This is a genomic window from Vibrio sp. MM46 (assembly GCF_027587135.1).
GTDB classification, from domain to species: Bacteria; Pseudomonadota; Gammaproteobacteria; order Enterobacterales; family Vibrionaceae; genus Vibrio; species Vibrio harveyi.
Genome location: NZ_JAPPTO010000012.1, coordinates 60,487 through 80,012 on the forward strand (window position 1 = coordinate 60,487; position 19,526 = coordinate 80,012).

A 19,526-nucleotide genomic window follows, 5' to 3' on the forward strand; every position below is an offset into this window, starting at 1 on the left:
GCATCACTGCCATGAATGTACAAGACACTAAGCAATCAATTTTCATCGTTGAAGACGATCCTAAACTGCAAGCCATGTTAAGCGAATACTTTGTTGAACAAGGCTTCGACGTCCGTTGTATCGATAATGGAACAGACGCTCCAGATGCGATTATAGAGGCTCAGCCCGACCTCGTACTGCTTGATTTAATGTTGCCTGGCCAAGATGGATTGAGCGTCTGCCGCCAGATTCGCGAGTGCTTTAAAGGCAAAGTCTTGATGCTAACTGCTAGCGACGATGATTTTGACCACGTCGCTGCCCTTGAAATCGGCGCAGATGACTTCGTAAACAAGCCAATCAAACCACGAGTTTTGCTTGCTCGAATCCGCATGCTTTTGCGTCGTAAGGAGGTAACGACGTCTGATTCCGATACTTGTCTAGAAGTGGGGTTATTATGCCTTAACCGCCTACGTAAGGCTTGCGCTCTAAATCATGAGCCCATTGCCCTAACCGATGGTGAATTTGACTTACTTTGGGTCCTCGCAAACCACCCTGAACAAACTCTTTCTCGCGAGTGGCTAACAAAAACCTTACGTGGTATCGAATATGACGGCACTGACCGTACTATCGATAACCGCATCGTTACCTTACGCAAAAAGCTGGGCGACAGCACCACTCCACCACAAAAGATCATCACTGTGCGTGGTAAAGGCTACTTGTTTATGCCTGATGCTTGGAATGCGTAATGAAACGTATTTATCTGGAAAGCTTCTTAGGTCTGATTATTCTTTTTGTCGCCAGTTTAGTTGGTTACGAAATCATTGTTTATCAACTGAACACTGACTACGACTACCTACTGGAAGAGCATGAGGCGCAAGCTTTCCATGAGCTTATTTATCCGATTTATCGTGAAAAAGGTGAAGACTACACCATTCAACAATTGGAGAAATTCGCAACCTCTAGCCATATGTTGTTGATCGCTCAAGAGATGACTAGTGTCCCTCTTGAGGTTCAACAAGCTTTCGATGAAGATCCTTCCGTCAATACCGCGTTTGATGAGGATCGAGATTTATGGTTTCGATTTGAACCAGGCTCGCCAGTATTCAAATTAAGCCAAAACCCCAACAGCCCAATCATTCAAGCCATTAATTTTGACGACAATATCGTTTGGCTGTTCTTCCTCGCTGGATTTGCACTGTATTGTGTTCTGCTGATTTGGTTTTTAAGCCGCCGCGTAAGGGCATTAGAGAAGGTCACGATGGATTTTGCATCCGGTGATTTTAATGCTCGCGCCGATACTTCCAGCGCGAAGTCGGTGGGAACATTAAACAAAAGCTTTAACCATATGGCAGAGAAGGTCTCTCGTCTTATTACGAGTAACAAAATGCTAACCAATGCTGTCGCTCATGAGTTAAGAACACCAATCTTCCGACTCCAGTGGCAAGCCGATCTTCTGGCGGACGCTTCGTTAAATGAGCATCAGCAAAAATACGTCGATAGCATTGTAGAAGACATTGACGATATGGAAAAAATGGTTGAAGAACTGCTCTACTACGCAAAAATGGAGCGACCAAATTCCGAGATACAAACATCTACCGTGGTGTTATCTCGCTTTCTTCAATCGCTTCTTCCTAAATGGCAGCGCGATACGCCTTTATCCATTGTGATTGATGATGCCGAATCACAAGGCGTGGTTGTCAACGCCGATCCAACGCTGCTCAAACGTGCACTCGATAACCTACTTCGCAATGCAATGCGTTATGCGAAAAAGCAGATCGTTTTAGAGCTGGTTGATACTCCCGACCACTGCTGTATTCAGATCCACGATGACGGCTGCGGAATTGAAGAGAAAGACTGGCCTCACTTGTTCGATGCATTTTATAGCGCCGATAAAGCGCGAAACAAAAGCACCAGTGGTTTTGGCTTAGGGCTCGCCATCGTAAAACAGATTGTTGAGTTACAAGATGGCTGCGTGTCTGTCTCTCACAGTCCTTTGGGCGGCGCATGCTTCACGGTATGCTTTCAAAAATAAAATCATAAACTTATCAGTAACTCCTATCTTGTTGTTACAAAACACGACATTTCAATACATACGATAGACAGAGCTCAAAAATAAAACAGTGTACATTTAATCCATCAATTCACAGCAATAATGGATTACAAAAATGTATAAACACCTTTTTCTCCTCACCCTTTCTTCCACACTTGCTGCTTGTGCCTACAACCAAAAGCCTGTCGTTGATATGACCAATGTCGACCAAGCTCAATACGAGCAAGACTTCGCTTATTGCCAAGGTTATGCCGAAAAAGTCGACAAAGGCGAAGCGGCAAAAACTGAAGCAAAAAATGGAGCTGTGACAGGTGCTCTTGTTGGTGCCGTAGCTGGCGCACTAGAAGATGGCGTCGGTGGTGCTGCCGTAGGTGCCGTAGCTGGTTCAGCAGTCGGTGCTGGCGCAGGTGCACTTGGCGGTGCAAATGACTCAACCAAAACCCAATCGCTCGTGCTTCGTAAATGCCTAGCAAATAAAGGCTATACCGTATACGACCTTGATTCATAACGTATAAATTAGCATCAATTGCATAAAATAATAGTCAGGCGACATCTTTTTCACAAATGTTTCACGCTCGACCTATTACTCTCAACTTTCGCAATTTGATGCCTTTTCTTTTATCAGGGGATGCTTATCCCTCAAGCGCCCCTTCTTTTTTGGCTCAGCAGTATAGGCCCCATTTTGAAACCAGGAAAAACAGGCATTCGCCGGATATTGGACGCAACCGGCTATTCACTTCAAGGATTGAAAGCAGCATGGATTAACGAAGCAGCATTTAGACAAGAGTTAGTACTGACGTTAGTACTCTCTATCGCTGCATTCTTGCTTCCCGTCACCATGCTTGAACGAACAATGATGATCAGCAGCTTGCTGCTGGTTGTAATAGTTGAATTGATTAATTCCGCCATCGAAGCGGTTGTCGATCGTGTCAGCGATGACTGGCATGAACTCAGTGGAAGAGCCAAGGACATTGGTTCCGCAGCAGTATTTGTTGCGCTTGTTCTCGCCCTATTTGTTTGGGCGTCGATTTTAATTTAGTTACATCGAAGTACGTCAATTATGAAGACAATTGAACTACCAACTAAAGGTCTCTCTTACGTTACCTTTACGCTTTTACTCGCCTTGTATTTCGCCCTTGTGGTGAACATTCCCATTTACAAGGAATTGGTTCACATCCTTACTAATCTCGATCAAGTTAAGATCGGTTTCATTATTACCATTCCCATCTTCTTTTTTGCAGCGCTGAACTTTTTATTCAACTTGTTCAGTTGGCCTTGGATCAGTAAACCATTCTTTATCTTATTGCTGATCACCTCAGGTATAGTGAGCTACGCGAGCTACAACTACGGCACACTCTTCGATACCGACATGATCACCAATATTGTCGAAACTGATACCAGTGAAGCAAGTTCTTACTTCAGCGCTTACTCGTTGATCTGGACAGTTTTGATGGGGGTACTTCCTGCATTACTTGTCTTTAAAGTGAAGTTTCAATCGCTAAAAGGAAACTGGCTAAGATTCACATTAACTAAAATCGTCTCAATGCTTGCTTCTTTAGTGATCATTGCGGTGATTGCTGGTTTGTATTACCAAGACTACGCATCCGTTGGTCGTAATAATAGCTACTTAAAGAAAATCATTATCCCTACTCAGTACGTGTATGCGATCTCTAGTTATGTCAAAGAAACCTACCTGACAACACCACAACCATACCGTGAGATTGGCACTGATGCTAAGCAATCTCAGCTAGCTTTAGAACAAGCCAAAGAGAAGCCTACTCTGGTTGTCTTCGTATTAGGAGAAACTGCGCGTACTCAAAACTACCAAATCAACGGTTACGATCGCGAAACCAACCCATACACCAGCAAGCTAGACGTCATTTCATTCCAAGACGTTTCCTCTTGCGGTACAGCAACAGCGGTTTCCGTTCCTTGTATGTTTTCGCAACTGCCTCGTAGCGACTTCGATCGTAGTACAGCAGATAACCAAGACAATGCTTTGGATATAATGCAACGTGCTGGCATTGATTTGATGTGGAAAGACAATGACGGCGGAGATAAAGGCGTCGCGCATAAGATCAATAAGATGGATGTGGACCGCAGCCAGAAAAATGAACAGTGCAACGGCAGCACTTGCTATGACATCGCATTGCTAAATAACCTAGATGATCAAATCGCAAGCATGAAAGGTAACCGCCTTGTTGCGCTGCATCTCATTGGTAGTCATGGTCCAACGTATTTCCAACGCTATCCAAAAGACAAAGCCTTCTTCCAACCAGACTGCCCGCGTGCAGACATCGAAAACTGTAGCGTTGAACAAATCGTCAATACTTATGACAATACTATTCGCTACACGGACTTCGTTTTGGATCAAACTATAGCGAAATTGAAAGCGCTAGAAGACAAATACAATACGGCCATGATTTATGTTTCTGATCACGGTGAGTCTTTAGGTGAAAATGGCTTGTTCTTACACGGCATGCCTTACGGATTGGCGCCTGATTTCCAAAAGCGTGTTCCTATGATACTTTGGATGTCTCCGGGCTTTAAGCAAGCTAAACACATCAATACTGATTGTTTGGAACAAGAGGCGCAACAAACCGCGACGCACTCTCACGATAATGTATTCCACTCTTTACTCGGTATCATGGACGTAGAAACCGATGCTTATGATGGAGATTTGGATATCTTTAAAACCTGCAGAACATCTTAGTATCAAACAGCACGATAAAGCCTGATTCATATGAATCAGGCTTTTTTATGACCTTTTGCTCTCAGAAATCCAACAGGTTCTCGTTATAATGTTTATCCCGTCAACGAACAAAGTAGAACCAAATGAAAATTGGCATCATTGGCTTGGGCGACATTGCTCAAAAAGCCTACCTTCCTGTTATCACCCAGATTCCAAATGTTGAACTGGTATTTTGTACCCGTAACGCAAATACACTTAACACACTGGCTCAACAATATCGCATCACAGAAACCTGTCAGGACTACCAACAGTTGGTTGGCATGGGTGTGGATGCAGTAATGATTCATGCAGCGACGAGCATTCACCCTCAAATCGCATCTTTCTTTTTAGAACAAGGCATCCCGACATTTGTTGACAAACCTTTGGCAGACAGTGCTGCTGAGGTGGAAAAGCTATACGAACTAGCAGAACGCGTGAATCAGCCTTTGTATGTCGGTTTCAATCGCCGTCACATTCCGCTCTACAATCAGCATATGCCGGGCGTACAGCAAGGCGAACTTTCAGGCTTGAAATCAATACGTTGGGAGAAGAATCGTCATCAATTACCGGGGGATATTCGTACCTTCATTTTCGATGATTTTATCCACCCTCTCGATAGCGTGAACATTACGACCAAAGCAGATCTACAAGACGCTTACATTACGCACCAAATGGAAGGCGACCAACTGGCTCGTTTAGATATCCAATGGCAGCATGGTGAGACACTGTTTCACGCATCAATGAACCGCCATTTTGGTATCACAACGGAGCGAGTCCAAGCTTGCTATTCAAATAAAGCGATTGAATTTGATTCATTTGTTGAAGGGAGACTGTGGCAAGACAATCAAGAGCAAAAGCTCAGCTTGAAAGATTGGACGCCAATGCTGACCAGTAAAGGTTTCCACTCTATGTTGCTAGATTGGTTTAATGTCATTCAGTCAGGTAAAGTCGCCACTGAAATTGTCCAGCGCAACATTGCTAGTCATCAACTTGCCGAAGCGATTTGTCAGCACATTGAACAATCAGTGCGTCGATAATTAAGCACAAAAACGAGCGCGGAATGCTTTGGGTGCCAGTCCCATGGTTTTAATGAATACTTTTCGAAACGCGCTCGCATCTTGATACCCCACGTGGTAAGTAATCGCCTCAAAAGTGAGGTTGCTTGATTCCAGCAAGTCACATGCTTTTTGTACCCGGAGGTGTTGTAGATACTGATTCAAGTTCAAACCTGTCGCTTTTTGAAAACGTCTTTGAAGTGTTCGTTCGGTCAAACAGCTCAGTTCTGATAACACTTGGTTTGAAATGGTGTGTGAGAAATGGTCGGCCATATAATGTTGGACATTAAGCACAGCACTATCACCATGTTGAAAATTAGGCATGAACTGCTGATAAAAACGCTGCTCGCGCGCGCCTGTATCTACCACCAACATTTTTCCCAATAACCGCATCACCGAAGGCGTGCTTAACTGAGATACCAACTCCAGCCCTAAATCGAGCCAAGACATCATGCCACCAGCCGTGATGATACTGCCCTCATTGATAAGGATGGATTCTGGCTTAAGCCTCACGTTAGGAAACTTGTCTCGGAATAACCCTGCAAGCCCCCAGTGTGTCGTGCACGCTTTGTTGTTCAACAAACCAGCTTGAGCGAGAACAAAAGCCCCGGCACATGCAGACGTAACAACCGCTCCTGCTTTGTGTTGCTCAAACAGCCAAGACGTTAACGCCTCACTTGGCGAAAGATAATATTGCTCCGCGCCGCTTGGCGGCAATATGACGACCGTGAAATCACCGGCTCGAATAACGTCTTCTTGCCAATCAATGATGTCTGCATCAAAGCGGCATTCAGCACCCAGCTCAATCGCAGCGCGGCTTGCCATCTCAAACAGCTCCTGCAAACCAAAGACTGACGCTTTGGAGGCGCCCGGATAGCTCACAATGGCAATGTTTATCTCATTCATTCCAATTGTCGTTTTTAACCAATTTTTTGTCATTTTAGACACTGAGCAAGATAAAAGAAAGCACGCATAATAGCTCCCATACCAAAGCAATACATTCACTGAAAACAAAAGGAAAACACCATGAGCCAAGCAGCACTTCTTGTTATCGATCTACAAAACGACTACTTCCCAAACGGTAAATTTCCTCTATGGAATACAGAAGCAACACTAAACAACATCAAGAGCGCAATTGCTAAAGCGAATGAGAAAAATATTCCTATCATTCATATTCAGCACATTGCGGATCCGGCAATGGGTATTGCACCTTTCTTTAATGAGGGGTCCGAAGGTGCTGCTATTCACCCTGAGATCTTAGCGCTGGCGCCGAGTGCAGATGTAGTTATCAAGCACTTTGCAGACAGCTTTGAGCAAACAAACCTTGAAGAAGTGCTGCAAAAACATGGGGTAACAGAACTATTGGTATGCGGTATGATGACGCAAAACTGTGTCACTCATACTGCGATTTCTAAAGCGGCAGAAAAGTATGATGTCTCAATTCTTATGGACTGCTGCACAACGGTTGACGAAATGATCCACAACATTGCCTTACACGCAGTCTCTACCCGCGTTCCCCTAATAACTGCAGAACAAAAACTATAAACGAAATATTATAGAGGTATGCATAGAACGCATACCTCTATTCACTTTTTGTAATTTGTCTCGCTAGACAATTATCTCTACACTTCGCGCTCATTTTTCTACTTGAGCGCACAATGCATGCTTTTTTCTCAATCCATTTTCGCTCAGGTGCTGAGAATGTCCGTCATGTTGGGGCTATCTTTAGTTATCGTCCATCACTCTCCTAGGTTGCTGGAAATATTAGCAGAGCAAGCCATCAACAGCGGCTGTCACCAAACCACAGGCGACGGCGAGCATCATGATCATTCTCATCACCACCATCATTAATAAGAGCAAATTATGAGTATTTTCCGATTTCCAATTCTTGTTTGGCTTGGAATAGGGATTTTGATTATTTGTCTAGGGATCAGACAATCTTTCGGCATTTTCATGATGCCAATTTCAGACTACTTTCACACTGGTCGCGAGTTCTTTAGCTTTGCTATTGCGTTGCAAAACTTGTTGTTTGGTGTGTTCCAACCGTTTGTTGGTATGGCTTCAGATCGTTGGGGCGCGAAGCGTATTATCATTTTAGGTGCCATTTCTTACGCTTTGGGTCTCTACCTGACTTCTATCGCAGTTGAACCAACCATGATGTACCTGTCACTTGGTGTTTTGGTCGGTTTTGGTCTGAGCGCGACCAGTTACGTGATCGTGCTAGGTGCCGTTGCAAAGGTCGTCCCTGCGCAACATGCTGCGAAAGCATTTGGTTTGACAACAGCCGCAGGTTCATTCGGTATGTTCGCCATGATCCCAGGTGCCCAAGCGCTGTTGAGTGATTTTGGCTGGCAAGGCGCGCTTCAAGCATTCGCTGTACTGTGTAGCTTTATGATCATGTTTGCACTGTTCATGAGAACGGCGAAACCACAAGCGAGCAATGCAACTAATGCTCAAGAAGACACACAAACTCTAAAAGAAGCATTGAAAGAAGCCTTTTCACATAAAGGCTATTGGCTAATCCATGCTGGCTTCTTTGTTTGTGGTTTCCACGTAATGTTCATCGCGACTCACCTGCCGAGTTACTTAGCCGATAAAGATTTACCGGCATCAACGGCGGCAATGGCGCTAGCGTACGTCGGTATTTTCAACATCTTTGGCTCGTACTTCTGGGGTGTAATGGCAGACCGCTTTAACAAGCGTCATGTTATGTCTGCACTTTATTTGATGCGCACAGTCGTAATCGGTGCTTTTGTGACGCTACCTGTCACCGAACACACCGCTGCTATCTTTGGTGGTGCAATTGGCTTTTGCTGGTTAGGCACAGTGCCACTGACTTCCGGCTTAGTTCGTCAAATCTTTGGAGCTCGTTACCTTTCCACCTTGTATGGCTTGGTGTTCTTTACGCACCAAGTAGGTAGCTTCTTAGGAGCTTGGGTTGGCGGTCGTATTTACGATTACTACGGTTCGTACGACCCAATCTGGTGGTCGACCGTTGTATTAGCATTTATTGCAGCACTGATTCACCTGCCAATCAATGACAAGCCAGTCCCTCGCTTGAACTTAGCTACTGCCTAACCTGAAAGGCTCTCGACATTTCTCGTTGAGAGCCTTTTCTTTACTCCATCTCATGCGGTCTAGTACCTGTATTAAATCTGTATTCTCATCAATGATTGCTTATTTAAGATAAAGTGTGTCCATTCATCCTCTGTTAAGATTCGTGTGACATACTTAACACAACGCTATAAATCAAAAAGGGTTTTAAATGAGAACACTCGGCAACATCATCTGGTTTGTATTCGGTGGCGTATTCATGGGTTTGCTATGGTGGTTCTTTGGACTTCTAGCATTCATCAGCATCATCGGCATTCCATGGGGACGCGCTTGTTTTGTAATGGGGAACTTCTCGTTCTTCCCATTCGGTAAAGAAGCAGTCTCACGAGATGAATTAACCAATGAAATGGACATAGGCACGAGCCCACTTGGTGTCATTGGTAACGTAATTTGGTTTGTGTTTGCAGGTATCTGGTTGGCAATCGGTCACGTACTTTCTGCCGTAGCGTGCTTTGTCACCATCATCGGCATCCCGTTTGCCCTTCAACACCTGAAACTTGCGGTTATCTCTCTAGCTCCGATCGGTAAAACAGTCGTGACAACAGAAGAAGCAGCAATGGCTCGCTACAATATCAATCGTTAATTTACTAAACCCTCTAAGCTTCCGGCTTAGAGGGTGATTCCCGTCAAGAGCAACCCCATAATCGCCACTGCGTATTCAATCATCGTTGATTGTATGTTCATATCGACTCCTTAAAAGTTGAAGTTAACGCCTAGCTCCACACTATTTTCTTCACTTACCTTCGTGGAACCTGGAGAGACTCTATGTTCACCAAATGTGTATTTCACGTAAGGTTCAACCCACTTTGGTTTTAATGTAATTCGCACTTCATGGTTTGTACGATGACCGCCCTCCGTGAGCTTTTTATCGTAGTTATAAGCATAGCCGAGGCTGACAAATTCAATTGGTGTATAACTTGCCCCGATGGTGTTTTTCCATTCTCTTGTTGTATTTTCGAATGCCGGAAATGACTTACCAATAGCGCTTTTTCTCCATTCGTGAGAGCTATTGGCATAAACCATCCAATCTTCACCCAACGCTGTTCCAGTAAATACGCCGGCGTCATACACATCAAACAAATCAGCACGTCCGTAACTCACAAAAGCTTCGGTATAAAACTGTCCCAGCATGACACCATATCCAGTCCCAAGTTCTAGGTAACCAGTCGAGTCAATTTCCGCTGAAATATTCCACTCTTCCGTTGCTTGTAAGTAGCCACTAGCAGTGACAATCCATTCATCATCTGTATTGGATACGTCCAATCCAAACTCTGGCATTTTATAGTCAGCGGAAAAACACGGGACAGCAAAGAGCGCGCAAAGCAATGTTAAAGATTTATTCATTGGAGAGACCTGTGAAGAAGAGTTAAAACAAAAAAAGGAGCCACTTTATTCAAGCGGCTCCTTGCTACTTACCCTTATGCGATTAGCTTACGAACGCTCAACGCGGTCGCGAATCGCTCTTTTTATTTGCTGACGTTGCTCTTGTGACAGAGATTGAACCTTTTGTTTCAGCTCCGCACGCTGTTCTTTGGTTAACTCATTTGCAGGAAGATTAACTGGACCTTCGATCGGGTGACCAATTTCCGGCTCGATTGGGTTAACTGGCGACGGAAGTTCAATTGGATGCATTGGCACACCTTCAATTGGATGGCTAATATCCGGGCGGTTCGTAACGCCTGCGAATAAACGACCATCTTCATTACGGAATACGACTTCTGTACCATCTTCTAAGCGTACGATGTAGTTATCACCCTCTTTTGAAGTGTGTCCGACAATCTCACCGTCTTCATTTCGAATCTCACTACCATTAACGGTGTAAGAGGCACCCGAATCACCGACGGCAATGTTTATCGTGTCTGTTTCGTCTTTACTGATAAACACATGGTTGCCATTATCACCAACGATAACCGCAGCGCCTTCAAGCTCGATGATGTCACCATATGTAGGAACAACGCCGCCTCCGTAACCAGGATCTACATCTTCTTCAATAGGATGCTCGATCTTAGGTTTTACCTCTTCGACTACTAGACGACCATCGTCAACAGATAAGTGAATAAAGCCTTTGTCATTCACAAACACCAATTCATTATTGCGAACTTCAATGTTACCAACTACGTTACCAGAAGCGTCTTTCACCACATCGCCGTCAGTGAAGTACAGCTCACCGCCAACGTTGAATACGGTGTTACCTTCTACGCCGCGAATAGCTACTGTGTTGTATTCGCCGTTGTCACCTTGAATTGCCATGCCATCAAAGTGCTCACCTTCGAAGGTTTGTACCGATGCAACTCCTGCAGGCTCACTTGGGGAGTCCGAAGAACCAGATGATGAACAACCGGCTAGAAAAGACGCTGCGATAACTGCACTTAGTAATTTAACTTTCATGATTTACTCTCTTAATTTGTCGAAATTCAGGGCTGCCTCTTGCAGATTCAGTGGACTCCCTGCCCGATGAAGAGAAGTATATTGAGCGGTGTTTTATTGCTCTAATCGCTTATAAGAAACCCGCCATTAACGGCGGGTTATTAATAAACCAAGGTAGAGAGCTTGATAACCGATGGTTATTATTGTTCTTGAGGGCGTTCGAGGTGACTAATGATCACTTCGGTCACGATATTACGTAACCAGTGCACGGTTTCGTTGCGACGATTCTTATGATGGAAGTAAGCGTGCAAACACGGTTCTATCACCATACCATCCAACTCAATATCCAACCTACGTAGCTTATAAAGTTTATCGACATTGACGGTTTTTGATGCAGGAAACACCATATCTGAGTTTGCGACTACGTCGATGATGGCTGATGGAAGCTCTGATCTAAACGCGATTTTTGGCTCTACCCCTTTAATTTTCATGATCTTTTCTGAAAAAGAAATGTTCGAGTTCCAGTCAGCAGCGATGACAGTTGCAAATTCCAGATCATTGCAATCAGATATCTGCAGTCGGTGACCTTGTAGAGGATGATCTTTTCGCACATAAGCACAGAATTCATCTTTAACGATCATTTTAGTCAGAAGCTCTTTGGGTGCATGGTTTATTTCGTAATTGACTCCTAACACAACTTCGTCCTTGATGATCTCTTCCATGGTTGAGCGAGACCAATTCAGCAAATGAATTTGGACATGAGGGGCAGCTTGCCTGATGGCTTGAAAGATCTCACTCGCGTAAGAACTAAGAATAAATGGTGCCAGAGCGATCTTTACCGTGCCGTTCATTTCCAGTGGGTTAAATGCCTTGGAACCGTTTATCGTTATGGAAATATCGTCCAACAAAGGCGCTAAGCTCTCTGCAAGATCATTGGCATATTCGGTTGCTCGCAAACCATGGTGAGTTTTCACAAAAAGCTCATCTTCAAAATGATCACGCAATCTTTGTAGCGCTTTGCTCACGGCGGGTTGGGAAACAAACAAACGTTCAGCAGCGCGCCGCATATTGCGCTCTTGATGAAGAATGATGAATGTCCTGAGCAGGTTTAAGTCAAGAGTTGAGAATAGATCTTTAGCCATGTTCCACTTCGTTAATAACTTGAGGTTATTATTCAGCATAAGAACAGATTGGCGCAGTTTCCAACCGAAGTGCATGAATTCTTTGCGCTCGATAACTCTCTATGACACAAAAATAACAAAACAGACAGTAAGATTATTTTGAAAAAAGGAATAAATGACGACGCAAATTTGTAAATGAACTCATCGTCTGACGCCATACATACATTACATTCCTGCTGTCAATGTATGAAGATCTTCGACTCGATAGGCAGCAAAGAAAAGAGATGATGGGGTGAAGTCTAGAGGAGATAGGAAAGGTTAATGCCATCAAACATGCTGCGTTTAATGAGAAAGATAGAAAGCAAAAACGTTGGCTAAACGCCAACATAAAGAAATTAAAAGACCTGACTTCAAACACTTTGAAATCAGGTCTAAACATACTCAAGAGCCAAACAGCCTCTTGGTTTTAGCTATTTACTGTGGTGTTACTTGCTCATTTGGATCAATGAGCGACCAATCAACCACTCTAGCTCTTTGTCACTGCCTGCGCCAAACTGGCTCTCAGCCATTTTGTACAAACGATCAATGCCGTTTGCCGCAAACTCGTGCGCGCTCTCAGAAGTAACAATATGGTGGAATAATAGACGCAAAATCGCTAAGAATTCAGAGTCTTCTAGAGCCGTGATCCAGCTCTTTGAAAACGCTTCCAGACCTTTATCGAATTCTAGATGTTCAACGAACATTTTGAAAATACGACCGTCTAAAGCGGCGGTAAAGTCCGTTTTCTTAGGGAAATGGTGGCTAATACCTGTACGCGATACACCTGTCTGCTGGCTTAACGTGGTGTAAGACATTTTGTCATAACCAAGTCTCAGAAGCTGATCAACAACGGCATCCATGATCTTCTGGATAGTGATTTCGGTATCTTCTTTACTACGCTTTGGCATATTTTAAGCTCTTCTCTTTGTAAATCCATCTAACTCACAATTAAATGAGGCCAGAATGAAAATCATCCTCAGCATTATGTACTGTATACCTCAAACATCAAAGTTAGAGGACCAATCATAACTAAACTGCACTGCGTAACGTGCAATTTACAGTGATATTTCTGTCAATACATGTGACTCAAAATATGGCGAAAAGTCCACTCCATCAAAACCTTGCACCAAATCATTCATCGAAACTATTCTCAGGCTAAGAATGATAATTATGTAAAAATAATTAATCCGGAAATAGTCTTATAAATTGAACCCCAGTTCAACTCACCTGACAGAAATCTCACGAATATCTAGGTTAATTGATTTTAAATATTGATACATATCACACTAATTTCCTTAAGGAAGTTCTAATAAAATTAGTTAACCCTCCATTAACAACATAACATACTGTCCTTTTTTTATCCAAAATCATTCATTTTTGTAGATAGAGATCAAATACCTGATAGAATACTGACAGTATTTACAAGAGGATTCGTTATGAGTGTCGAATTAGAAGAAAACCAAGTATGTGAAGCTTGCGGTTGCGCTGGTGAAATGGGTTTTATCATCAAAGAAGGCGACGATGTCGCTGACGTAACGATTTTCGCAGAGACTAAAGCAGCACTTGAAGCTGAGTTGGCGAAATACATCGAACTAGCAAAACAAGTTTGTACAGGCGTTGAATACAACGTTTCTGAACTAACGGAAGATTCGAAAGAGCTTACTGCTCGATTCAAGTTTGAAGTAAGCGCTGAAAAGCTAATCTTCGAACTTAAGACTCGCTCTCTAGCGCGTTAATCGTCGATATTTCATCGTTAGATAGGTAAAAGCGAGCATCCAGCTCGCTTTTTTGATCTCTGATGAACCTATCTATTTCTTGTCTTTCTGAAACACAACCCACTTCAACGAGCCATTAGTTTCAAAATCATTTTCATCGGTACACATCAGTAGCACCCCATCTACGTTTAGCACTGCCCCAGTAGTGTAGGCTTTGTCGTCATAGTAACAAACACGCTGCCCTAGCTTACCGTCTGCCACCACTAACGCTTTTGAATCTGGCGTATTATAGGATTTCGCCATCGCAAAACTTGATAAAACAGCAGCAACGCTTGCAAGCAAAACAGAAATCGATCTTACGTTCATGAATATCCCCTTAATGAAGAGCCATAAAACTAACAAAGAAGCGCTTTCAGTTCTTGGCAGCATCTCATATTCTTGAGACATGGATAGGTAGCAGCCCCCCAAGCTTTACGTTATCCTTTTCTCGCTTTTACCAATACTGTGGTTGCTATGCGCATTTTTCCTCTTTTATTAGCTCTGGTGTTTTTCTCGAGCTCTTCTATCGCTTACGAGCTTGATTACTATGCTAAATTCGGTCATACCGACAACTACGGTAATATCGATCTCCGCAACAAGCCCTATACGACCCTACCTGATGGTCTTGTCGTAAAAGGAAACCTCAATATTTCCCAGACACCGATTACTAAACTTCCTAAAGGACTCGATGTTCAAGGCAGCCTTGAAGCAACGAATAGCGCCCTCAAAACGATAAGACCTGGAGTTAAAATTAAAGGCTATGCAAATTTACTTGGTAGTAAAGTTGAACGCTGGCCTCGCGGTGTAAAACTGGGTGGTTATTTGAATTTAACCGATACCCCGTTAACTAACCTACCAGCAAGACTAAGAGTAAAAGGCGACTTGAGCGTCATTCGGACACCATTGACCGAACTACCAGAAGGATTGGTGGTGGATGGTAACCTCTATATAGGAGGTTCAAAGGTCACAACATTTCCTGACACCATGACAGTCAAAGGCAACATCTTCTTGGGAGGAAATCGAGTGACAAAGTGGCCAACGAATTTGACCTTAGGCGGTGCGGTTGCACCATAAAAGTAATTGAAGTGAGGAACGAGCTCAGAATCTAACAAATAACACGCCTGAGATAGATTCCGATTAGGTCCCGTTCCTCGCAATTGAATGTCCATTGCTACTTCGCGCAATGGACAATAGCAAGGTTATTCTTGATTATTTACTGGGTTAGCGTAACTTGCAACCAAGTAACTATGCGCACCTGTCGGTAGCTGTTCAAGTTTCTCTTGCAACTGAGATTTTACTGACTCAGTGATCGATTCGTCTTCACGACCCGCAGCGAGCAAGTTGATAGGGAATACGCGGTAGTTATTGTGGATTTGGCGATCGATTTCGTTTGCCAACTCATCCGGCGTCTCGAACTCTTGATTGATCACATCACCAAATGCGACATGCACTTTACCTTTGTAACCCACGATACCTTGGATGATGCTTTCAATATCTTCAAACTCACCTTTTTCATAACTGCCGTTCTCTGCTTTTTCATACAGTTCTTTAGCTTTTGCAATATCACAAGGGTCATTTTGGTAAGAGATAGAAACAGGCACAATCTTCAGTGAACGAGTGTATTCACCAAAGCTGATTTTTTGCTTACGACCTTCAACATGGAACATCTTCAAGATTGCTGGGTCAGTGAAATCATTACCGTCTTTCGCACGACCTTCTTTTTGCGCAATCCAGATTGAGTTACCGGTATCTAAAGAGTGCTTAATATAGCCCGACAGTAGACCAAGCGCTTTCATCATTTCACGTGGTGCTTTCGCAGAACGTTTTACAATAAAGCTCTTGTTGAGCCTCATTAGCTCCGTCGCACAAGGTTTCTTAAGCAGGTTATCACCAATCGCGATACGCACTGTACGGTGGTCTGTTTGATGTAAACCAAAGTTAACAAGCGCGGGGTCCATTGCGATATCGCGGTGATTAGAGACAAACAAGTACGATGTGTTCTTGTCGAGTTTGTCCAAACCTGAAAAAGTAACTCCGTCAGTAGTCGTATCTAGTGTGTCTTTAAGGTACTTCTTCACTTCTAGCTGAATGGCTTCCACAGAATCCAGTTTACTCCACTTCGCTTTTAAGTAGACACGGATAATCGGACTCATGAGTGTTTTGAACCACGCCGCTTTGTTTGCAAAACGGTGGTTTAAAATCGCACTGATAAACTCATCGTCTTTGATCAGGCGGTCCAGCGCAGCTGGAATTTCTTCGTCGTTGTATGGACGAATTTCAATATAAGGATCGTTATTGGCAGTCATTATTCAATTCATTTCAAAAAAAGCTGGCACATTTTACGCATTGTTTTGCCAACCCGCAGCATTTCAGACCATACTTTTAACATGGTCATACCAGTAGCATTACAATTTCTATTCGCAAAAAAATCTGTTATCCGGTTGGCAATTTAGGGGTTTAGCGTTACCCTTAGCGCCCCAAAAACTCTGGTATTCACAATGAACTACGCAATTGAATTTCACGACGCTAATTACCCTTTTCTTAATGTTGCTGCGCGTAAAAAAGCGCTAAAACACAGCTTACTATCAGTAGTGGAAGGTTTGGCGATCATTAAATTGGGTAAACATGAGTATGCCATTGAACCGGGTCAACACTTCTGGATTCCTCAGGGATGTTTGAGCTCCCTCACCTTTTTACCTAACACACGAGTAACTCGCTGTGACTTCTCTGTGCGCTTAACTGATGCATTTGCTCAACAAGCAGGCTACGTGAAACTACCAGTGTTATTGTCAGCGCTGATTGAAAAGTTGGTGATGACAAAAGCACGCAGTGAACATCAGCTCGACTTGCTAGCGGTTGTGAAACACGAAGTGCTAACACTCAAACCAATGCTTACCAGTTCAGCATTAACGGATTCTATCAATAAGTGGAAACCAGGCTGTGAATCTCAGATTTCCATTGAGCTTTGTCTAGTATTAACGCTTCGAGAAGCACGCAAGATGAAGTTATCCGGCAAAAAACAAGCGGATATCGTTGCGAAGCTATTTAACGACAATGAAGAAGAATACGAACAGCTTTGCTTTTTGGTGTTTGGGGAAGCGCTATAAAGGGTAAGTCGCAATAGAATACAAAAAGGACGCATCAATGTGCGCCCTTTTTATTTTGATTCGAATATTAAAACGGTACTTCGATCTGCATCATCCAATCAGCGTCATAGTATTCATGCCAGCGGTAATCAACACGCATTCGTGGTTCACTGCCATTCTTGTCACCAAAGCCGATGCTGAACATTAAGCCATGACTTCTCAGCCACTCTTCTGTACTCATTTCGGCTTCATCATCACGCAGTTCTTCTGGCATCCATAACCCGAGCCCAAAATAGTTACTATCTAAATTTTGAGTAAGTATTGGAGAGTCTTCAGACTTGAACGCCCATTGATCCCAGTAACTTTCTGTCGGACCTTCTATCTGTTTTTCTGCGGTATACCAATTGAGCGTATCGATACTAAGAACGCCAACACTGTCAAAGATGTCTTCACAAACTGGCATGGTGTTATCAGCAAATACAACGGAACGATCAGATAAATAGTTACATGCGGAACTCGCCTGTGTTGCCACAAGCATTGCGCATGCACTAAGTACGACGATTCTGACCATGAAAACCTGACCTCTCAGTTCTCAGATTACGATTGTTTATATAAGCCTTCGCTTAGCAATAATTCACTGACCGTTGATGTTGTATACCCGCTAATATCGTTACCTTCGAGCAATGCATTGCGAATATCGGTGCTCCTGATTTTCACTCTCTCAGGGCATGCCATCACAGTCCAACGTTCCGTAATTTCTTCTGCTTTGTAAAATTTAGCAAATTTGAAGAAATTATCAGGACCAATGACAAAAGTTATATCGGCTTGCGTGTGGATTTCTTGAATTTTTTCTAATAACGCAAAAGTCGTCACACTTTGTCCTGGTTGGTACAAAGTTTGCTCAAGGTCTGAGCGTTGAACATTAGAAAGCCCCATGTCTTTAATAAAGGCATCAACCAGTTTGCACCGAATTGGGTAATCCAACATATTTTTGCCCCAAGCGTGTGCAATGCTTGGTTCTAGTAGCACAAGATCAAAGTGGCTCAGTGACTCGATCACACTCTTGTGACCTAAGCTTGGTGGGTTAAATGCGCTGCCAAAAACGGCGATTTTTTTCATATCCGGTGATTACCTGGTTGAAGAGAGTTTTCTAATCCGATGAATTCGGTATGATACTACTAATCTTTAGAGCTTTTTGACACTAAAGCGACGTTTATAGACATCAACTGCATGGTTTATCGCCATTTGTGAACTATAAACGCCTGCGACAGTATGAATTTATTCACACTCACTTGGTGTCGTACATATTTGCAGGAAAAGGAACCCTAAATGGAACAATCCATCCGCGATGAAATGCGAGTACTCCCTTCTATCGATCCGCATTTCGAAATTGAACGCCGTGTCGCTTTTATTAAGCGTAAATTGCAAGAAGCAGGCTGTAAGTCTCTTGTTCTTGGCATTAGCGGTGGCGTTGACTCAACGACATGTGGTCGCTTGGCTCAACTGGCTGTAGACCAACTAAACGAAGAAGCTGGTGACAACAACTACCAGTTTATCGCTGTTCGTTTGCCTTATGGCGAACAAAAAGACGAAGATGAAGCACAGCTCGCACTTTCTTTCATCCAACCAACGCACTCTGTATCAGTAAACATTAAAGCTGGTGTCGATGGTCTCCATGCCGCTTCTCACGTCGCACTTGAAGGAACAGACCTTCTTCCAACGGATGCTGCAAAAGTGGACTTCGTGAAGGGTAACGTAAAAGCGCGTGCACGCATGGTCGCTCAATACGAAATCGCTGGTTACGTTGGTGGCTTGGTTCTTGGTACTGATCACTCAGCAGAAAACATCACTGGTTTTTACACTAAGTTCGGTGATGGCGCGTGCGATATGGCCCCACTATTCGGCTTGAGCAAACGTCAAGTTCGCGAAGTTGCAGCAACATTGGGTGCGCCTGAGCAGCTCGTGAAGAAAGTACCAACGGCAGACTTAGAAGAGCTTGATCCTCAAAAAGCTGATGAAGATGCTCTGAGTTTAACTTACGAACAAATCGATGACTTCCTAGAAGGCAAGCCAGTATCTCAAGAAGTCAGCGATCGCCTTGTGGCTATCTACAAAATGACTCAGCACAAGCGTCAGCCGATCCCAACGATCTACGACTAAATCACGATTGTGCACATCAACGATTCGTTTTTAAATCGTTCTGCTATAGATAAAAACGCCGCTAATTTAG

At 43.5% G+C, this 19,526-nt stretch carries 23 protein-coding genes; 14 read left to right on the forward strand and 9 right to left on the reverse strand.

What is annotated here, in order from left to right:
• The first annotated feature begins 11 nt into the window (after nt 1-11).
• From OH459_RS14840 to OH459_RS14865, 6 genes are all read left to right on the forward strand, one after another.
• A complete protein-coding gene (locus OH459_RS14840; protein WP_009696265.1) occupies nt 12-725 on the forward strand; it encodes a response regulator in 714 nt (237 codons plus the stop codon).
• Nucleotides 725-2,011 carry an ATP-binding protein gene (locus OH459_RS14845; RefSeq protein ID WP_009696266.1) on the forward strand — a complete coding sequence of 429 codons (1,287 nt, stop codon included), beginning with the start codon at nt 725-727 and terminating at the stop codon, nt 2,009-2,011. The genes OH459_RS14840 and OH459_RS14845 overlap by 1 nt, the downstream gene beginning before the upstream one ends.
• A 133-nt stretch (nt 2,012-2,144) precedes the next feature.
• Nucleotides 2,145-2,537: a glycine zipper family protein gene (locus OH459_RS14850; RefSeq protein WP_009696267.1), complete on the forward strand. Its 393-nt coding sequence runs from the start codon at nt 2,145-2,147 to the stop codon at nt 2,535-2,537.
• 174 nt (nt 2,538-2,711) lie between these two features.
• Nucleotides 2,712-3,068 carry a diacylglycerol kinase gene (locus OH459_RS14855; protein WP_005453489.1) on the forward strand — a complete coding sequence of 119 codons (357 nt, stop codon included), beginning with the start codon at nt 2,712-2,714 and terminating at the stop codon, nt 3,066-3,068.
• 21 nt (nt 3,069-3,089) lie between these two features.
• A complete protein-coding gene (locus OH459_RS14860; RefSeq protein WP_009696268.1) occupies nt 3,090-4,742 on the forward strand; it encodes a phosphoethanolamine transferase in 1,653 nt (550 codons plus the stop codon).
• A gap of 122 nt (nt 4,743-4,864) precedes the next feature.
• Nucleotides 4,865-5,797 (forward strand): Gfo/Idh/MocA family protein, encoded by a 933-nt coding sequence (locus OH459_RS14865; protein WP_017819330.1) that lies wholly within the window; start codon nt 4,865-4,867, stop codon nt 5,795-5,797.
• On the opposite strand, the gene OH459_RS14870 is transcribed toward OH459_RS14865, so the two are convergent.
• Nucleotides 5,798-6,721 (reverse strand): GlxA family transcriptional regulator, encoded by a 924-nt coding sequence (locus tag OH459_RS14870; protein WP_269987481.1) that lies wholly within the window; start codon nt 6,719-6,721, stop codon nt 5,798-5,800.
• A gap of 120 nt (nt 6,722-6,841) precedes the next feature.
• On the opposite strand from OH459_RS14870, the gene OH459_RS14875 reads away from it, so the two are divergent.
• The 4 genes from OH459_RS14875 (at nt 6,842) to OH459_RS14890 (ending at nt 9,512) form a co-directional block, all read left to right on the forward strand.
• Complete coding sequence (locus OH459_RS14875; protein WP_269987482.1) at nt 6,842-7,360, forward strand: cysteine hydrolase family protein; 519 nt, start codon at nt 6,842-6,844, stop codon at nt 7,358-7,360.
• A gap of 156 nt (nt 7,361-7,516) precedes the next feature.
• Nucleotides 7,517-7,666 (forward strand): hypothetical protein, encoded by a 150-nt coding sequence (locus OH459_RS14880; protein WP_009696272.1) that lies wholly within the window; start codon nt 7,517-7,519, stop codon nt 7,664-7,666.
• 12 nt (nt 7,667-7,678) lie between these two features.
• Nucleotides 7,679-8,893: an MFS transporter gene (locus OH459_RS14885; RefSeq protein WP_038899558.1), complete on the forward strand. Its 1,215-nt coding sequence runs from the start codon at nt 7,679-7,681 to the stop codon at nt 8,891-8,893.
• Nucleotides 8,894-9,080: 187 nt separating this feature from the next.
• On the forward strand, nt 9,081-9,512 hold the full coding sequence (locus OH459_RS14890) for a YccF domain-containing protein (protein ID WP_005433505.1): 432 nt from the start codon (nt 9,081-9,083) through the stop codon (nt 9,510-9,512).
• A gap of 110 nt (nt 9,513-9,622) precedes the next feature.
• Here OH459_RS14890 and OH459_RS14895 read toward each other — a convergent pair whose 3' ends face one another.
• From OH459_RS14895 to OH459_RS14910, 4 genes are all read right to left on the reverse strand, one after another.
• A complete protein-coding gene (locus tag OH459_RS14895) occupies nt 9,623-10,273 on the reverse strand; it encodes a hypothetical protein (RefSeq protein WP_005453457.1) in 651 nt (216 codons plus the stop codon).
• Between the two features lie 87 nt (nt 10,274-10,360).
• Nucleotides 10,361-11,317, reverse strand: a complete 957-nt coding sequence (locus OH459_RS14900; RefSeq protein ID WP_050904342.1) for a hypothetical protein — start codon at nt 11,315-11,317, stop codon at nt 10,361-10,363.
• Between the two features lie 179 nt (nt 11,318-11,496).
• Nucleotides 11,497-12,438 carry a LysR family transcriptional regulator gene (locus OH459_RS14905; protein WP_009697126.1) on the reverse strand — a complete coding sequence of 314 codons (942 nt, stop codon included), beginning with the start codon at nt 12,436-12,438 and terminating at the stop codon, nt 11,497-11,499.
• A gap of 464 nt (nt 12,439-12,902) precedes the next feature.
• Nucleotides 12,903-13,364: a TetR/AcrR family transcriptional regulator gene (locus tag OH459_RS14910; RefSeq protein WP_005453451.1), complete on the reverse strand. Its 462-nt coding sequence runs from the start codon at nt 13,362-13,364 to the stop codon at nt 12,903-12,905.
• Between the two features lie 528 nt (nt 13,365-13,892).
• On the opposite strand from OH459_RS14910, the gene OH459_RS14915 reads away from it, so the two are divergent.
• A complete protein-coding gene (locus OH459_RS14915; RefSeq protein ID WP_005453449.1) occupies nt 13,893-14,192 on the forward strand; it encodes a YfcZ/YiiS family protein in 300 nt (99 codons plus the stop codon).
• Nucleotides 14,193-14,264: 72 nt separating this feature from the next.
• Here the strand turns inward: OH459_RS14915 and OH459_RS14920 are convergent, their stop codons facing one another.
• Nucleotides 14,265-14,537, reverse strand: coding sequence for a YnjH family protein (locus OH459_RS14920; protein ID WP_026000170.1), 273 nt, complete (start codon nt 14,535-14,537; stop codon nt 14,265-14,267).
• 147 nt (nt 14,538-14,684) lie between these two features.
• Here OH459_RS14920 and OH459_RS14925 point away from each other — a divergent pair, with 147 nt between their 5' ends.
• Entirely contained in the window at nt 14,685-15,284 is a 600-nt protein-coding gene (locus tag OH459_RS14925; protein ID WP_017819336.1) for a hypothetical protein, read from the forward strand.
• Between the two features lie 125 nt (nt 15,285-15,409).
• Here OH459_RS14925 and OH459_RS14930 read toward each other — a convergent pair whose 3' ends face one another.
• Nucleotides 15,410-16,516, reverse strand: a complete 1,107-nt coding sequence (locus tag OH459_RS14930) for a 1-acyl-sn-glycerol-3-phosphate acyltransferase (protein ID WP_269987492.1) — start codon at nt 16,514-16,516, stop codon at nt 15,410-15,412.
• Between the two features lie 192 nt (nt 16,517-16,708).
• Here OH459_RS14930 and OH459_RS14935 point away from each other — a divergent pair, with 192 nt between their 5' ends.
• Entirely contained in the window at nt 16,709-17,317 is a 609-nt protein-coding gene (locus OH459_RS14935; protein ID WP_009697130.1) for a hypothetical protein, read from the forward strand.
• 67 nt (nt 17,318-17,384) lie between these two features.
• Here OH459_RS14935 and OH459_RS14940 read toward each other — a convergent pair whose 3' ends face one another.
• Both OH459_RS14940 and OH459_RS14945 read right to left on the reverse strand, forming a co-directional pair.
• Complete coding sequence (locus OH459_RS14940; RefSeq protein WP_269987496.1) at nt 17,385-17,867, reverse strand: hypothetical protein; 483 nt, start codon at nt 17,865-17,867, stop codon at nt 17,385-17,387.
• A 26-nt stretch (nt 17,868-17,893) separates the two neighbouring features.
• On the reverse strand, nt 17,894-18,415 hold the full coding sequence (locus tag OH459_RS14945) for a nicotinate-nicotinamide nucleotide adenylyltransferase (RefSeq protein ID WP_009697132.1): 522 nt from the start codon (nt 18,413-18,415) through the stop codon (nt 17,894-17,896).
• A 210-nt stretch (nt 18,416-18,625) separates the two neighbouring features.
• Between OH459_RS14945 and nadE the strand changes: the two genes are divergently transcribed.
• On the forward strand, nt 18,626-19,456 hold the full coding sequence (nadE, locus tag OH459_RS14950) for an ammonia-dependent NAD(+) synthetase (protein ID WP_047515263.1): 831 nt from the start codon (nt 18,626-18,628) through the stop codon (nt 19,454-19,456).
• Nucleotides 19,457-19,526 lie beyond the last annotated feature (70 nt).

Excerpts from the sequence above, each read along its gene's own strand:
- OH459_RS14840 (WP_009696265.1), top strand. The coding sequence starts at position 12 with ATGAATGTACAAGACACTAAGCAATCAATTTTCATCGTTGAAGACGAT.
- OH459_RS14845 (WP_009696266.1), top strand. The coding sequence starts at position 725 with ATGAAACGTATTTATCTGGAAAGCTTCTTAGGTCTGATTATTCTTTTT.
- OH459_RS14850 (WP_009696267.1), top strand. The coding sequence starts at position 2,145 with ATGTATAAACACCTTTTTCTCCTCACCCTTTCTTCCACACTTGCTGCT.
- OH459_RS14860 (WP_009696268.1), top strand. The coding sequence starts at position 3,090 with ATGAAGACAATTGAACTACCAACTAAAGGTCTCTCTTACGTTACCTTT.
- OH459_RS14865 (WP_017819330.1), top strand. The coding sequence starts at position 4,865 with ATGAAAATTGGCATCATTGGCTTGGGCGACATTGCTCAAAAAGCCTAC.
- OH459_RS14870 (WP_269987481.1), bottom strand. The coding sequence starts at position 6,721 with ATGAATGAGATAAACATTGCCATTGTGAGCTATCCGGGCGCCTCCAAA.
- OH459_RS14875 (WP_269987482.1), top strand. The coding sequence starts at position 6,842 with ATGAGCCAAGCAGCACTTCTTGTTATCGATCTACAAAACGACTACTTC.
- OH459_RS14880 (WP_009696272.1), top strand. The coding sequence starts at position 7,517 with ATGTCCGTCATGTTGGGGCTATCTTTAGTTATCGTCCATCACTCTCCT.
- OH459_RS14885 (WP_038899558.1), top strand. The coding sequence starts at position 7,679 with ATGAGTATTTTCCGATTTCCAATTCTTGTTTGGCTTGGAATAGGGATT.
- OH459_RS14890 (WP_005433505.1), top strand. The coding sequence starts at position 9,081 with ATGAGAACACTCGGCAACATCATCTGGTTTGTATTCGGTGGCGTATTC.
- OH459_RS14895 (WP_005453457.1), bottom strand. The coding sequence starts at position 10,273 with ATGAATAAATCTTTAACATTGCTTTGCGCGCTCTTTGCTGTCCCGTGT.
- OH459_RS14900 (WP_050904342.1), bottom strand. The coding sequence starts at position 11,317 with ATGAAAGTTAAATTACTAAGTGCAGTTATCGCAGCGTCTTTTCTAGCC.
- OH459_RS14905 (WP_009697126.1), bottom strand. The coding sequence starts at position 12,438 with ATGGCTAAAGATCTATTCTCAACTCTTGACTTAAACCTGCTCAGGACA.
- OH459_RS14910 (WP_005453451.1), bottom strand. The coding sequence starts at position 13,364 with ATGCCAAAGCGTAGTAAAGAAGATACCGAAATCACTATCCAGAAGATC.
- OH459_RS14915 (WP_005453449.1), top strand. The coding sequence starts at position 13,893 with ATGAGTGTCGAATTAGAAGAAAACCAAGTATGTGAAGCTTGCGGTTGC.
- OH459_RS14920 (WP_026000170.1), bottom strand. The coding sequence starts at position 14,537 with ATGAACGTAAGATCGATTTCTGTTTTGCTTGCAAGCGTTGCTGCTGTT.
- OH459_RS14925 (WP_017819336.1), top strand. The coding sequence starts at position 14,685 with ATGCGCATTTTTCCTCTTTTATTAGCTCTGGTGTTTTTCTCGAGCTCT.
- OH459_RS14930 (WP_269987492.1), bottom strand. The coding sequence starts at position 16,516 with ATGACTGCCAATAACGATCCTTATATTGAAATTCGTCCATACAACGAC.
- OH459_RS14935 (WP_009697130.1), top strand. The coding sequence starts at position 16,709 with ATGAACTACGCAATTGAATTTCACGACGCTAATTACCCTTTTCTTAAT.
- OH459_RS14940 (WP_269987496.1), bottom strand. The coding sequence starts at position 17,867 with ATGGTCAGAATCGTCGTACTTAGTGCATGCGCAATGCTTGTGGCAACA.
- OH459_RS14945 (WP_009697132.1), bottom strand. The coding sequence starts at position 18,415 with ATGAAAAAAATCGCCGTTTTTGGCAGCGCATTTAACCCACCAAGCTTA.
- nadE (WP_047515263.1), top strand. The coding sequence starts at position 18,626 with ATGGAACAATCCATCCGCGATGAAATGCGAGTACTCCCTTCTATCGAT.